Annotated in this window: 14 protein-coding genes; 5 read left to right on the forward strand and 9 right to left on the reverse strand. The window is 64.5% G+C overall.

Features of this window, described 5'->3' with window-relative positions; genetic code table 11:
• From JWQ24_RS01885 to JWQ24_RS01900, 4 genes are all read left to right on the forward strand, one after another.
• On the forward strand, positions 1-185 hold a 185-nt coding region (locus JWQ24_RS01885), incomplete at its 5' end, for a hypothetical protein (protein WP_299803651.1).
• An 82-nt stretch (positions 186-267) separates the two neighbouring features.
• Positions 268-1,290: a TRAP transporter substrate-binding protein DctP gene (dctP, locus tag JWQ24_RS01890; protein WP_299803654.1), complete on the forward strand. Its 1,023-nt coding sequence runs from the start codon at positions 268-270 to the stop codon at positions 1,288-1,290.
• Positions 1,290-1,838: a TRAP transporter small permease gene (locus JWQ24_RS01895; protein ID WP_299803657.1), complete on the forward strand. Its 549-nt coding sequence runs from the start codon at positions 1,290-1,292 to the stop codon at positions 1,836-1,838. The genes dctP and JWQ24_RS01895 overlap by 1 nt, the downstream gene beginning before the upstream one ends.
• Positions 1,835-3,193, forward strand: a complete 1,359-nt coding sequence (locus JWQ24_RS01900; protein ID WP_299803660.1) for a TRAP transporter large permease — start codon at positions 1,835-1,837, stop codon at positions 3,191-3,193. Before JWQ24_RS01895 ends, JWQ24_RS01900 begins: the two co-directional genes overlap by 4 nt.
• A 34-nt stretch (positions 3,194-3,227) precedes the next feature.
• On the opposite strand, the gene JWQ24_RS01905 is transcribed toward JWQ24_RS01900, so the two are convergent.
• From JWQ24_RS01905 to JWQ24_RS01920, 4 genes are all read right to left on the reverse strand, one after another.
• Entirely contained in the window at positions 3,228-4,130 is a 903-nt protein-coding gene (locus JWQ24_RS01905) for a hydroxymethylglutaryl-CoA lyase (RefSeq protein ID WP_299803662.1), read from the reverse strand.
• Positions 4,127-6,133, reverse strand: coding sequence for an acetyl-CoA carboxylase biotin carboxylase subunit (locus JWQ24_RS01910; protein WP_299803664.1), 2,007 nt, complete (start codon positions 6,131-6,133; stop codon positions 4,127-4,129). The genes JWQ24_RS01905 and JWQ24_RS01910 overlap by 4 nt, the downstream gene beginning before the upstream one ends.
• Positions 6,134-6,135: 2 nt before the next feature.
• The gene (locus tag JWQ24_RS01915; protein ID WP_299803667.1) at positions 6,136-7,740 is read right to left on the reverse strand and encodes a carboxyl transferase domain-containing protein; all 1,605 of its coding nucleotides are present in this window, start codon (positions 7,738-7,740) and stop codon (positions 6,136-6,138) included.
• A 142-nt stretch (positions 7,741-7,882) separates the two neighbouring features.
• Positions 7,883-8,188, reverse strand: coding sequence for an ETC complex I subunit (locus JWQ24_RS01920; protein ID WP_299803670.1), 306 nt, complete (start codon positions 8,186-8,188; stop codon positions 7,883-7,885).
• 219 nt (positions 8,189-8,407) lie between these two features.
• Here JWQ24_RS01920 and JWQ24_RS01925 point away from each other — a divergent pair, with 219 nt between their 5' ends.
• Complete coding sequence (locus tag JWQ24_RS01925; RefSeq protein WP_299803672.1) at positions 8,408-9,592, forward strand: OpgC domain-containing protein; 1,185 nt, start codon at positions 8,408-8,410, stop codon at positions 9,590-9,592.
• A gap of 58 nt (positions 9,593-9,650) precedes the next feature.
• On the opposite strand, the gene JWQ24_RS01930 is transcribed toward JWQ24_RS01925, so the two are convergent.
• From JWQ24_RS01930 to JWQ24_RS01950, 5 genes are all read right to left on the reverse strand, one after another.
• Positions 9,651-9,956, reverse strand: a complete 306-nt coding sequence (locus JWQ24_RS01930) for a hypothetical protein (protein WP_299803675.1) — start codon at positions 9,954-9,956, stop codon at positions 9,651-9,653.
• 173 nt (positions 9,957-10,129) lie between these two features.
• Positions 10,130-11,557: a L,D-transpeptidase family protein gene (locus tag JWQ24_RS01935; RefSeq protein ID WP_299803678.1), complete on the reverse strand. Its 1,428-nt coding sequence runs from the start codon at positions 11,555-11,557 to the stop codon at positions 10,130-10,132.
• A gap of 84 nt (positions 11,558-11,641) precedes the next feature.
• Positions 11,642-12,487 carry a phosphodiesterase gene (locus tag JWQ24_RS01940; protein ID WP_299803681.1) on the reverse strand — a complete coding sequence of 282 codons (846 nt, stop codon included), beginning with the start codon at positions 12,485-12,487 and terminating at the stop codon, positions 11,642-11,644.
• Positions 12,487-13,548 carry an ABC transporter ATP-binding protein gene (locus tag JWQ24_RS01945; RefSeq protein WP_299803683.1) on the reverse strand — a complete coding sequence of 354 codons (1,062 nt, stop codon included), beginning with the start codon at positions 13,546-13,548 and terminating at the stop codon, positions 12,487-12,489. The genes JWQ24_RS01940 and JWQ24_RS01945 overlap by 1 nt, the downstream gene beginning before the upstream one ends.
• The gene (locus tag JWQ24_RS01950; RefSeq protein ID WP_299803685.1) at positions 13,545-14,330 is read right to left on the reverse strand and encodes an ABC transporter permease subunit; all 786 of its coding nucleotides are present in this window, start codon (positions 14,328-14,330) and stop codon (positions 13,545-13,547) included. The genes JWQ24_RS01945 and JWQ24_RS01950 overlap by 4 nt, the downstream gene beginning before the upstream one ends.

Here is a 14,330-nt window from a genome sequence, read left to right on the forward strand (position 1 = left end):
CGCGGCCGGGTTTGTTACCGGCTGTTGGAAAATTTTTCGCAAAGGGCTTTTGCAGGGGGCGCCGGGCCCGGATGAACTCCGGCCAAATTGTGTTATTTCGTCTTTTTTCGGTCGAATCTTTCGGCAAGTGTGCGCCGCAACACGAGCGGCGCTTTCTCGACACCAGCCTCGAACTATCAGACTAGAGAAAGTTCTGAAGAAGACGGGCTAATATGCCGCAACGCCGGCCCGGATATTCCAATCAAAAATAGCTTAAGGGAGATAGCCATGCTCACACGCCGCCACGTCCTCGTCACAGCGCTCGCCGCCCCGGCCATCCTGCGTTTCGGGACCGGAACGGCCCGGGCTGCGACCACGCTGAAAATATCGCACCAGTTTCCCGGCGGCACCGTCGACAAGGGCGATTTCCGCGACCGGCTGTGCCGGGTGTTCGCCGCCGAGGTGGCCAAGCGCAGCGGCGGTGAGATCGCTGCCGAGATCTATCCGAACTCGTCGCTGATCAAGACCAATGCGCAATTCTCGGCAATGCGCAAAGGCGCGCTCGATATCAGCCTGTATCCGATGCCCTATGCCGGCGGCGAACTGCCGGAAACCAATATCGGCCTGATGCCCGGCCTGGTCTCGACCTATGAGCAGGGCCTGCGCTGGAAAGACCAGCCGGTCGGCAAGGCGCTGACTGACTTCCTCGCCGACAAGGGCATCATCCTGCTGACCTGGATCTGGCAGGCCGGCGGCGTCGCCAGCCGCAACCGGCCGCTGCTGACGCCGGACGACGCCAAGGGGCTCAAGGTGCGCGGCGGCTCACGCGAGATGGACATGGTGCTGCAGACCGCGGGCGCAGCCGTGCTGTCGGTGCCCTCCAACGAAATCTACGCGGCGATGCAGACCGGCGCCTGTGACGCCGGCATCACCTCCTCCACCAGCCTGATTTCGTTCCGGCTCGAAGAGGTGGCAAAGCACCTGACCTCAGGCGCCGGCGCGTCGTACTGGTTCATGCTGGAGCCGCTGATGATGTCGAAGGCGATCTTCGACAAGTTGCCGAAGAACCATCAGGACATTCTGCTGACGGTCGGCGCCGAGATGGAAGCGTTCGGCAAGAAGGGCGCTCAGGACGACGACGTCGAGGTCGCCAAGGTGTACGAGAAGGCCGGCGCCAAGGTCAGCGTGCTCGACGCCGCGACCGTCGGCAAATGGCGTGACATCGCCCGCGACACCGCCTGGAAGGACTACAGCGCCAAGACGCCGCTGGCCGCCAACCTGCTCAAGCTCGCCAACGACGTGGCGGCCTGATGCACGGCGCACTGCCCGATCACTTCGATCCTCCCGCTGCCGCGAGCCACCCGCTCGTGGCGGCGCTGGAGCGCGCGCTGGCGTTCTGCAACACCGTCATCGTGGTGCTGTCAGCGATCGCGCTGATCGCCGCCTGCCTGATCCTGAGCTACAGCGTGCTGACCCGCAGCGTGTTCCACAGCGCCACCTACTGGCAGGACGAGGCCGCAGTATTCCTGCTGGTCGGCGCCACCTTCATGACCGCCGCCTACGTGCAGGGCCAGCGCGGCCATATCGGCATCGAGGCCTTTATCGGGCTGCTGTCGCCGATGGTCAACGCGATCCGGCTGTGGCTGGTCGATGTCGCCAGCCTCGTGTTCTGCGGCTTCTTCGCCTGGAAGTCATGGACGCTGACACATGAAGCCTGGGTCGATGGCCAGGTCTCGAATTCGATGTGGTCGCCGCCGCTCGCCATTCCCTATGCACTGATGGCCGCAGGCATGACGTTGCTGTGCGTGCAGATCCTGCTGCAGATCCTGATCCCGCTGACCCGCAAGGCCCGCCCGTGACTGTACTTGGAATTGGAATTAGCTACGGCCTGGCCACGCTCGTCGCGATGTTCTCGGGAATGCCGATCGCCTTTGCGCTCGGCTCCGTCGCCGTGGTGTTCATGGCGATCTACATGCCGTCCGCCTCGCTCGATACGGTAACGCAGAACGTCTACGAGGAAATGGCCTCGATCACGTTGCTGTCGATCCCGCTGTTCATCCTGAAGGGAGCCGCGATCGGCAAGTCGCGCGCGGGACAGGATCTCTACACCGCATTACATGCCTGGCTGCACAAGGTCCCGGGCGGCCTCGGCGTCGCCAACGTGTTCGCCTGCGCGCTGTTCGCGGCGATGGCCGGCTCCTCGCCTGCTACATGTTCGGCGATCGGCTCGGCCGGCATTCCCGAAATGCGCAAGCGCGGCTATTCCGGCGGCTTCGCGGCGGGCATCATCGCCGCCGGCGGCACGCTCGGCATTTTGCTGCCGCCGTCGATCACCATGATTCTGTTTGCGGTGGCCGCCGAGAAATCGCTGGGACGGCTGTTCCTGGCCGGCATCGGCCCCGGCCTGCTGCTGGTAACGCTGTTCGGCACCTATGCCGTGTTCCGGTTCCGGCGCGAATACGCCACGGCGCACGCGGCCTATCTGCAGACCGGCGAGACCTCACCGATCCTCAAGCACGACGACTTCACCATGAAGGAGCGCTTCAGCGTGCTGCCCCGCGTGCTGCCCTTCATCATCCTGCTCACCGGCGTGATGATCGCGCTGTATGGCGGCTACTCGACGCCGTCGGAAACCGCAGGCCTCGGCGGCTTGCTGGCGCTGGCGCTGATCGCGGCAATCTACGGCGTGTGGCGGCCGCGTGACCTCGCGCCGATCCTGAAATCCACCATCCGCGAATCCACCATGCTGATGATGATCATCGGCATGTCGCTGCTGTACTCCTACGTGATGAGCTACCTGCACATCTCGCAGTCGGTCGCGGAATCGATCGTCGCGATGCATCTGCCGCGCTGGGAACTGCTCGCCGCCATTCTGGTGATGGTGGTGATGCTCGGCTTCTTCCTGCCGCCCGTATCGATCATCCTGATGACCGCGCCGATCGTGCTGCCGCCGCTGCGCGCCGCGGGCTTCGACATCATCTGGTTCGGCATCGTGATGACGATCGTGATGGAGATGGGGCTGATTCATCCGCCGGTCGGGTTGAACATCTTCGTGATCCGCAACGTCGCGCCCGACATCCCGCTCAGCGAGGTGATCTGGGGCACCGTGCCGTTCGTGCTGCTGATGATGTTCGCGGTGCTGCTGCTGTGCTTCGTGCCGGGGATCTCGACATTCCTGCCGGACCTGGTGATGGGACCGGACGGGGGACGGTAACTCAAGACTCTCCGCGTGACTGCGAGGGCGGCTGTTACTTCGCCCGCCGGCTCGCATTTATCGCGGACGCCACGCGGCTGACCGGCGGACGGCCGATCAGAACGCTGATCGCATTGGTCGCGGCCAACAGCTTGTCCATGTCCACACCGGTCGAAATCCCCATGCCTTCCAGCATGTAGACCACGTCCTCGGTGCCGACATTGCCGGTGGCGCCGGGTGCATAGGGGCAGCCGCCGAGGCCGCCGGCGGCGGAGTCGATGACGCGGGCGCCCTCTTCCAGCCCCGCGTAGATATTGGCCAGCGCCTGCCCGTACGTGTCGTGGAAGTGCATCGCCAGGTTCTGCATGGGCACCGCCTCCGCACAGGCCCGCAGCAGCGCGCGGGCCTTTCTCGGCGTACCGACGCCGATGGTGTCGCCGAGCGAAACCTCATAGCAACCGAGATCCCAAAGGGTGGTGGTGACATCCACGACCGCCTGCACATCCACCTCGCCGTCATACGGGCAGCCCAGCACGCAGGACACGTAGCCGCGCACCCGGATGCCGTCGGCCTGCGCGCGCGCGATGACCGGCTTGAAGCGCTCGATGGATTCTTGGACCGAGCAATTGATATTGGCCCGCGAAAACCCTTCGGAGGCCGACGCGAACACCGCGATGACTTTCGCACCGACGGCCTTCGCGCCCTCGTAGCCCTTCTCGTTGGGCACCAGCACATGGAATTCACCGGGCAGGTCCGCGACGCCGCGGAACACCTGATCCGAACCGATCATCTGCGGGATAGCCTTGGGCGACACGAACGAGCCGACCTCGACCGTGTCCAACCCGGCCGATACCAGCGCCTTCACGAAGGCGATACGATCCGCGACCGAAACCGGCGTCTTCTCGTTCTGAAGCCCGTCGCGCGGGCCCACTTCGACGATGCGAATGGAGTCGGTCATTCTGGATCAGCTTCAGAAGGTTCGACGACGGCGAGTTCGACGCCTTCCTGGACGATATCGCCGACCTTGCATCGCAGGCTGGTGAGCTTGCCCGCGAACGGCGCGCGCAACGTCTGCTCCATTTTCATCACTTCCAGCGTCAGGATCGCTGCGCCCTTCTCGAGCAGCGCGCCCTCCTCAGCCAGCAGCGCCACCACGGTGCCGGGCAACGGCGCCACGATCTTGTCCTCGCCGACGTGCTCCTCGTCATCGCCGCCGAACGGATCGACCCAATGCATGTCGAAGCGCCCGTTGCGCGTACGCAGATAAAGTTCGTGGCCTTCGATGACTGCATGAGTGTGCGAGCGCGCGCCATCGAGCGTGAGATCGAAATCACCATGCGCGCCATATGATGCAGCGAACGCCAAGACGCGGTCCCCGATCAGCAGTTGCGACGGGCCGCTGCCATAGACCAGCGTTACCTTGTGCTCGCTATCGCTTTGGCGAAACCGGAACACGCGCTGACGGCGACCGACGGGCATCCATCCGGCGCTCTGCCACGGCGACGTCTCGGTGGCCCGTGCCTGCTCGACGCCGAGGATCGCTGCGACGGCGGCGCAGAGTTCGAGTTCGCCGGGAGGCGCACCCGGCGGCGTCAGCGCCGTCAGCTCACGTTCAATGAAGCCGGTGTCGATGGTGTTGGCGCGAACATCGGGATGCGTCACCAGCGCCGACAGAAACGGAATGTTGGTCACGATGCCGCGAACGTCGGTGTCTTCCAGCCCGCGGTTGAGCCGGTCGATCGCCGCCTCGCGCGTCGGCGCCCAGGCGATCACCTTGGCGAGCATCGCGTCGTAATTTGGCGATACGCTGTCGCCTTCGCGGTAGCCGGCGTCGATGCGCAGTCCGTTGTCCTCTGCCGGCGTGCGCCATGTCGTGATGCGGCCGACCGACGGCATGAAATTCTTGTGCGGATTCTCCGCATAGACCCGCGCCTCGACGGCGTGGCCGTTCAATGTGATCTCGTCCTGCGCCAGCGGCAGCCTCTCGCCGAAGGCGACGCGCAACTGCCATTCGACCAGATCGACGCCTGAGATCAGTTCGGTGACGGGGTGCTCGACCTGCAGCCGCGTGTTCATCTCGATGAAGAACACCTCGTGGCCGTCGGAGACGAATTCGATGGTGCCGGCACCGACATAGTTCACCGCGCCCGCTGCTTTTCGCGCAGCGGCGCAAACTGCCTCGCGCTGCGCAGGACCAAGTGTCGGCGACGGCGCTTCCTCGATCACCTTCTGGTGGCGGCGCTGCAAGGTGCATTCGCGCTCGAACAATGACACCAGATTGCCGTGGCTGTCGCCGACGATCTGCACCTCGATGTGACGGGGATTGTCGACGTATTTCTCAATCAGCATACGGTCATCGCCGAACGCAGCTTTCGCCTCGCGCTTGGCGCTGATGATCGCTGCCGCCAATTCACCGGCCGAGCGCACCACGCGCATGCCGCGGCCGCCGCCGCCGGCCGACGCCTTCACCAGAACCGGAAAGCCGATCCGGTCTGCGGCTGACGCCAATGTCGCCTCATCTTGCGCCTCGCCGTGAAAACCCGGCACCAGCGGCACGCCGGCCTTCTCCATCAACGCCTTGGAGCCGGACTTCGAGCCCATCGCGGTGATCATGTCGGCGGTCGGGCCGACAAACACGATACCGGCATCCGCACAGGCCTGCGCGAATTCGGCGCTCTCCGAAAGAAAACCGTAACCGGGATGGATTGCCTCGGCGCCGGTTTTTCGCGCGGCGTCGATCACATTGGCAATGTTGAGATAGGAGTCGCGCGCACGCGCCGGGCCGATCAGCACGGCCTCGTCGGCGTCAGCGACATGCAGCGCGTCGGCGTCGGCCTCCGAATAGACCGCGACGGTGCGAAGCCCCATCGCGCGCGCGGTGCGGATGACACGGCAGGCGATCTCGCCACGGTTGGCGATCAGCAGCGTGCGAAATGGCTTATAGAGAGCGGGAGTGGCCATCATCACATCCTGAACAGGCCGAAGCGCGTCGGCTCGATCGGCGCATTGGCCGAGGCCGACAGGCCCAGTCCCAGCACCAGGCGGGTATCGGCGGGATCGATCACGCCGTCGTCCCACAGCCGCGCGGTGGCGTAATACGGGCTGCCTTGGGTCTCGAATTGCTGCTTCGTCGGTGCGCGAAAAGCTTCTTCTTCCTCGGTCGACCATGAGCCGCCTTTCGCCTCGATATTGTCACGGCGCAGCGTGCTCAGCACCATCGCGGCCTGCTCGCCACCCATCACCGAGATCCGGGCATTCGGCCACATCCACAGGAAACGCGGCGAGTAGGCGCGGCCGCACATGCCGTAATTGCCGGCGCCGTAGGAGCCACCAATCACGACGGTGAACTTCGGCACATTCGCGGTGGCCACCGCCGTCACCAGCTTGGCGCCGTCGCGCGCGATGCCGCCGGCCTCGTATTTCTTGCCTACCATGAAGCCGGTGATGTTCTGCAGGAACACCAGCGGGATATTGCGCTGGCAGCATAGCTCGATGAAATGCGCGCCCTTCAGCGAGGACTCGCTGAACAGGATGCCGTTGTTGGCGATGATGCCGACCGGAAAGCCCCAGATATGCGCGAAGCCTGTGATCAGCGTGGTGCCGTACAGCTTCTTGAATTCGTCGAATTCCGAGCCATCGACGATGCGCGCGATGATATCGTGCATGTCGAACGGTTTTCGCGCATCTGCCGGGATGACGCCGTACAGTTCGTCAGCCGCAAACAGCGGGTCACGCGGCGGCAGCAGATTCAGCGCGGCGCGTTCCGGCTGCTTCAGCGTGGCGACGATTTTTCGCGCGATGCCGATCGCGTGGCCGTCGTTCTGCGCGTAGTGATCGGTGACGCCCGAGTGCCGCGAATGCACGTCGGCGCCGCCGAGTTCTTCCGCGGTCACCACCTCGCCGGTCGCCGCCTTCACCAGCGGCGGGCCGCCGAGGAAGATGGTGCCCTGATTGCGTACGATAATGCTCTCGTCGGACATCGCCGGCATGTAGGCGCCGCCCGCCGTGCAGGACCCCATCACGATGGCGATCTGCGCGATGCCATCAGCCGACATCTGCGCCTGGTTGTAGAAGATGCGGCCGAAGTGGCGTTCGTCCGGGAAAATCTCGTCCTGCTGCGGCAGGAACGCGCCGCCGGAATCCACCATGTAGATGCATGGCAGCCGGTTCTGCATCGCGATATCCTGCGCGCGCAGATGCTTCTTCACCGTCATGGGGTAGTAGGTGCCGCCCTTGATGGTGGCGTCGTTGGCGACGATCATGCATTCGCGCCCGCTGACGCGGCCGACGCCGGTGATGACGCTGGCGGAATGCACGTCACCGCCGTACAGGCCGTGGGCGGCGAGCGGCGACAGTTCGAGGAAGGCGGTGCCGGGATCGATCAGAAGATCGACGCGCTCGCGCGCCAGCATCTTGCCGCGCGCCAGATGCTTCTTCCGGGATGCCTCGCCGCCGCCGCCGGCGACCGCGCCGAGGCGGTCGCGCAATTCGGCGACCTGCGCCTGCATGGCTTCGACGTTGCACTTGAAATCAATTGATCCGGGATCGATGGTCGAGCGAAGCGGCATCGGCTTCCGTTTCCCTGCGGTATTTTCTTGTTTGCACGCGGCCGGTTATCCGGCCGTCGCGATGGTGTCATTGCGTGCAGGTGGGACGCAACCCTGCTTTAGGCTGGCAGGGCCAGCCCGGCCGCCCGGAGCGGTCAGAAACTCAGTGCGTCCAGGGCTCGGTGCGGCGGAACGCGAAATTGTCGGAATAGGCGATGGTGCGCGGCGCCCGCACCTTGGGTTCGATCACCTGGTAGGCGATGCCCTCGTTTTCGCAATAGGCGACCGCCTCTTCCTTGCTGTGGAAGTGCAGCGACAGCTGCTGCTTCATGTCGCCCGAACTGGTCCAGCCCATCAGCGGCTCGATCACCCGCGCCTGCTCCGGCTCGTAATCGAGCTGCCAGTCCCGGGTCTTGGCCAGCCCGGCCTGCATGGCGTTCTTGGCGGCCTTGAAGATGCGTGCGGTCATGAGTGCGACAGCCTCTTGAGATGCGACATTGCGCCAAACTGGTGGAATCGGCGCCGCCGATATACTGATTTACCGCGGGTTGCCCGCGATTCCGCCATCGGGCGGATCCTGGGTTTTGGTATATTCTTTCCACAGCGTCGTGACAATCGCGGTACGAAGCTGCTTAGTTCCCTATATTGCTCGATGTTGCCCGGTCCCAAACCAGCACGAACGGCCCCCATGGACATTCACGCCATTCTCCCCCCCAAAGGCCGCGACCTCCGGCTGGACCTGTTCCGCGGGATCGCCAACTGGGCGATTTTCCTCGACCATATCCCCGATAACGTCGTCAACTGGGTGACCACCCGGAACTACGGCTTCTCCGACGCCGCCGACCTGTTCGTGTTCATTTCCGGCTACACCGCGTCGTTCGTCTACGCCAAGATGATGCTGGATCGCGGCTTCATCGTCGGCGCCACCCGGCTGACCAAGCGGGTCTGGCAGCTCTACGTCGCCCACGTCATCCTGTTCGTAATCTACATCGCCGCCATTGGCTACGTGGCGCAGCGCTACAATGACCCCGACATCATCAACGAGTTCAATGTCGCGGGGCTGGTCGACAACCCGGTCCAGACGCTGAGCCAGGGCCTGCTGCTGAAATTCAAGCCGCTCAATCTCGACGTTCTGCCGCTCTACATCGTGCTGATGGGCTTCTTCCCGCCGGTGCTGTGGCTGATGCTGCGCAAGCCGGATCTGACCATGCTCGGCTCGCTGGCGCTGTATTTCGCCGCCCGCCAGTTCGGCTGGAACCTGCCGGCCTACCCGTCCGGCGTCTGGTATTTCAATCCCTACACCTGGCAGTTGCTGTTCGTGTTCGGCGCCTGGTTTGCGCTCGGCGGCGCCGTCGAATCGCGCTCGGTGATCAAGTCGAAGGTGCTGCTGTATTTCGGCTTCGCCTACCTCGTGTTCTCGCTGATCATGACTATGGCCGGCCGCTTCCCGGACTACGGCCACATGATGCCCGACTGGCTGTTCGACGCCTTCAACCCCAACGACAAGACCAATCTGGCGCCGTACCGCGTGCTGCACTTTGTCATCATCGCCTTCTTCGTGACGCGCTTCATCTCGAAGGACTCGCCGAGGCTGCAATGGAAAATCTTCGAGCCGATCATCAAATGCGGCCAGCAGTCGCTGGCGGTGTTCTGCGTCGGCGTGTTTCTGTCCTTCGTCGGCCACTTCCTGCTGATGGTGAGCTCGGGCTCCCTGCTGGCGCAGATCTTCGTCAGCGCTGCCGGCATCGGCCTGATGACCTGCGTGGCCTATTATATCTCGTGGTCGAAGAAACAGGACAAGCCGCTGCCCAAGCCGGCAGTTGCGGTGGCCGTGCCGACCACGGCATCGGCGCCGGACTCCAACCCGTCCTGAGCATCACCAAGAAAAAGGGAGGGCACCGCCCTCCCCGTCGCCTAAATCGTGCTCTCGCTTACCAGCGACCGCCGCCGTAACCGTGGCCGCGATCCCAGCCGCCACGGCGCGGTCCACCGTAGCCACCGCCAAAACCATAGCGCGGACCGGGACGGCCATAGCCGTAACGCGGGCCGTAACCGTAGTTCGGGCGTCGCCAGCAGCGTCCGTATTCATCGCAGACCAGCCGCACCTGTTCGACCTGACCGGACTGGCCGACGCCACCCTGGGCCGCAAGGCCGTTGGGCATGGCGGAGGCCGAGCCCGCGCCGAGAGCAACTCCGCCGAGCGCAACCAGACCGGCGATTGTCAATTTCAAATTCATTTCAAACTCCTGTTAGACCTCTTGAACGCGCGGTCGACCAAATGGTTGCGCACGACCCGCTGCATCGCAGCCGCGTCATTGGTGGATGGCCATCATGGCCGAACCGTGTGGAGATCTCGTCAACTTTCCGCATCGGACGAAAGACTCAAAGACAGACTTCAAGGCGCCGCGCCTCAATTCGTACGGCTCTTCACGGCCTGATCGAAGAACGCCTTTTCTTCCGAGGTTGCTTCGACGAGCTGCGCGTCCTGGTCGTAGACGTCGCTGCGAAACTGCACGATCTGGTCACGGGTCATCCAGGCCGTGAGATAGATCCAGGCGACCGGCACCTTCTTCTCCAGCTTGAGACTTTGGCGCTGTCCGGTGGCGATCGCCTCGTCGATCTTCGCGCGCTCCCAGTTCGGCGTCTCCTGCAGCAGCCACGCCGCGAGGTCGCGGACGTTGTCGACGCGTACGCAGCCGTGCGAATCGAAGCGGTCGTCTTCGCTGAACAGGTTCTTCTGGTTGGTGTCGTGCATGTAGACGGCATAAGCGTTCGGCATGTCGATCTTGACCTGCCCCAGCGCATTCCATGAGCCGGGCTCCTGCCGCACGAAGATGTTCGGCAGCTTTTCTGCCGCCCAATCGACGCTGGCGGGGTCGAGGACGTTCTCCTTGAAGTCCAGCACCTGCATGTGCAGGCGGCTGAGATAGGTCGGGTCCTTGCGCATATGCGCCGCGATCTCGTTCTTGGTGATCGAGGCCGGCACCGTCCAAGTCGGGTTCAGGTTGATGTTGCTGATCTCTGACGTCACCGTCGGCGACGGCTTGTCGGCCTTGCCGAGCACCACACGGTAGCGCCGCACGACCTTGTCGTTCTCCACCGCCTCGGCGAAGGCCGCCGGCAGATTGACCACGACATAACGCTGCCCGAAGTGGAAGCCGATCGTGGCGATGCGCTGCAACGACGCCTCGAGCTGCTGGATGCGTTTCTCGACCGGCACGTTGAGCGCCGTCAGCGTGCGCGGCCCGATGGCCCCGGTGGTGGCCAGACCATGCCGGGCCTGGAAGCGCTTCACGCCGGATACGAGCGCGGCGTTATACGGCCCCTTGGCCTCTGACGACGCCAGATCGCCGGTCATCACCAGCCGCAGCCGCAGCGTCGCGTCATGCTCGCCGGCGGAGCCGAGCGCGAATTTGGCCTCGACCGGAATTTGCGGCCAGCCGCCTAGCTTGGCGATGGTCGAATAGGCGTCGATGGCGTCCGCGAGGCGCTGGGCAGAGCCCGCGTCAAACGTCGGTTCGCCTGATTGTGCCAGCAGGGCAGCAGAGCGGCTCTCCGGCGTCGCGGCCGGGGCTGTCGCAGCGGCCTTGGCTGGTGCGGCCCTGGTTTGCGGCGCGGCAGTGACGGGGGCAGCGGCGGCCTTGTCTGCAGGGGCTGGTGCAGAGGGAATTGCGGGAGACGTAACCTTAGCGGCGGCCGCCGGAGACGGCTGCGGCGCGGGAGCCGGTGCCGGCGTTACCAAAGGAGCCAGCGGCGCGCCCGAGATGACCTGCCCCGGCGCCGCCTCGATGCCGGCCGGGGCCAGCAAGGCGCACATCAAAACCAGGGAACGCTTCATGATCCATCCTGCGGTTCAGTCCAACGCCGCACGGTAGATCGACAATTACAACCAAACGTTAACCACCCGGGATGACCGCCCGTTTCAAAGCAGCTTGCCGTCGGCGCCGAAGAACGGGTACGGCCCCTCGAACTGCCCGATCGGCACCTGATGCGTCAGCACATCGCCGAACCCATCATCGGCATCGGCAAACCAGGCGTGCAGGTGAAACGCCGGCGGCTCGATGGCGAAGGATGGCACCAGCAATTCCGCGAGATCGAGCGCGACGGCGTGGTTCGGCGCCGGGCAGATCGTGGCCGGGACGCCGGCGAACAAGGTCAGCGTCGCCCGGTGCACGTGGCCGGCAGCGACCAGCCGCACACGCGGGTGCTTGCGGACGATCGCCGCGAGGTCGTCGGCGTTGAACAGGTTCTGCACGTCCATGTGCTCGATCCCGGTGCGGAACGGCGGATGGTGCAGGAACACCAGCGCGGGCCGTGACGATGACGCTGCCAGCGTCGTATCCAGCCAATCCAACGTGGTGGCTTCCAGCGTGCCGTGCGGCTTCGCCGCGACGCTGGAGTCGAGCAGGATGACATCGACGCCGCCGACGCCGCGCGACTGATTGAGCGCGCCGGATTCCGTCGCCCAGGCCTGATCGGGAAACGCCGCCCGCATCATGTCCCGGCAATCGTGGTTGCCAGGAATGCCGATAAAGGGAATCTGCAGCGGCGCCAGCAGCCGCTTGAGATGCTCGTATTCGCCGGGGGTCGGCGTGTCCGCAAGATCGCCTGATATCACCACCAGATCAGGGCGCGGCTGCAGGGCATTGAGCGCGGCAACGCAACGCTCAAGCGCTTTCGCGGTATCGACCTTGCCATAGGCCAGCGCGCCCGGCGCCTTGATATGCAAATCGGAGATCTGGGCAATCAGGATCGGTTTAGACGGCATCATACTTCCTCGGGCAGCAGGCGGATCGCTTCGGGCGCAATGGACAGGCCGACCTGATCCCCGGTTGCTGCGACAATCGTATTGGGAGCATCGACCACCAGCGGCCTTGCGGACGCGCCGGTGACGATGAGACGCTGCTTGTCGCCGATAAAGCTGACGCTATCGACGGTTCCGGTAAGCGAGGCTTCGCCCTGCCCGACGATCCGGATCGTCTCCGGCCGGATCATCGCCACCGCCGCGGCGGCATCGGCCGCATCCGTCAGCGGCAGCCTGCCGCCCGGCAGCACCAGTTCGCCGCCGACCACCGGTCCCTCGACGATATTCGCCGCACCCACGAATTCCGCCACGAAGCGGCTCTGCGGCCTGAAGTAAATCTCGCGCGGCGTGCCTATCTGGGCGATGGCGCCCTTGCGCATCACCACAATGCGATCACCAAGCTCCATCGCCTCGGCCTGATCGTGCGTCACGTAGATCGTGGTGATGCCCAGCGAGCGCAGCAACCGGTTCAACTCGCCGCGCAGCCGGTCGCGCAACGAAGCGTCCAGCGCCGTCAGCGGCTCGTCGAGCAACAGCACCCGCGGGCGGATCGCGACTGCACGCGCCAGCGCCACGCGCTGCCGCTGGCCGCCGGAGAGCTGCTCGATGCGGCGGTTCTCAAGCCCGCCGATATTGGTCAGCGCCACCATCTCGGCGATCCGCGCCGCGCGGGCTTTTGCGTCAACGCCGCGGATCTTGAGGCCATAGCCGATATTGTCGGCAACGCTCATGTTGGGAAACAACGCGTAGGACTGGAACACCATGCCGACATTGCGCGCCTCGATCGGCACCGACGTCATATCGCTGTCATCGAAGCGCACGCGACCGCCGGCATCGGGCTGCTCAAGCCCGGCGATGATGCGCAGCATGGTGGTCTTGCCGCAGCCGGACGGGCCAAGCAGCACCAGGGTCTCGCCGCTGATGATGTCGAGCGAGGCCGGCGACAGCGCTTGCGTGCCGTCGGCAAAAGTCTTGCCGCAGTTTTCGATATGCACGGCGGCGCCGTGTCCTGCGATGGCGTTCATTTTTTCTGGCCCTCATCGGCAAACAACTGCATCGCCACCAGAAGCGGGACAATCATGACAAAGAAAATCAAGGTGTAGGCGGAAGCCACTTCGAGCCGCATCGACGCATAGGCATCAGCGAGGCCGACCGGCAGCGTCTTGGTCAGCGGCGTGTGAAGCATCCAGGTCAGGTTGAACTCGCCGAGCGACAGCGTCACCACCATCAGCGAGCCCGCCAGAATGCCCGGCATCGCATTGGGCACGATGACGTTGCAGAACCGCCGCCACGGCGACGCGCCGAGCGAGGCCGCGCCCTCGTCCAGCGTCTTGATGTCGATGCTGCCGAACACCGCCATCACCGAGCGCACCATGAACGGCATGGTGAAGATCACGTGGCCGACGAGAATGAAGCCCCACGAGCGGCGAAAGCTGCCGAAACCGCCATAGGTCAGCAGCAACGCCAAAGCGATGGCGAGGCCGGGGATCGCCAGCGGCAGCGTGATGATTTCCTCGATCACGCGCGACAGCCTGCCGCCGCGCACATGCAACGCATAGGCGGCGGGGACGCCGACAATCAGCGTCACCACCAGCGTCGCCAGTGCGATCACGAACGACAGGAGAATTTCGCCAGCATAGAGATCCCATACCTGCGTCACCCATTGCAGGGTGACGCCGGACTGGATGCCGCGAAAATAGTTGACGGTGACGCCGGCCGACAGCGACAGGATGACGGGCACCACCAGGAAGGCGGCGACCAGCAGCGTGAAGCCGAGTTGTCCGGCAAATATCAGACGATCGCGCAT

The organism is Tardiphaga sp. (genome assembly GCF_028290495.1).
GTDB lineage: Bacteria > Pseudomonadota > Alphaproteobacteria > Rhizobiales > Xanthobacteraceae > Tardiphaga.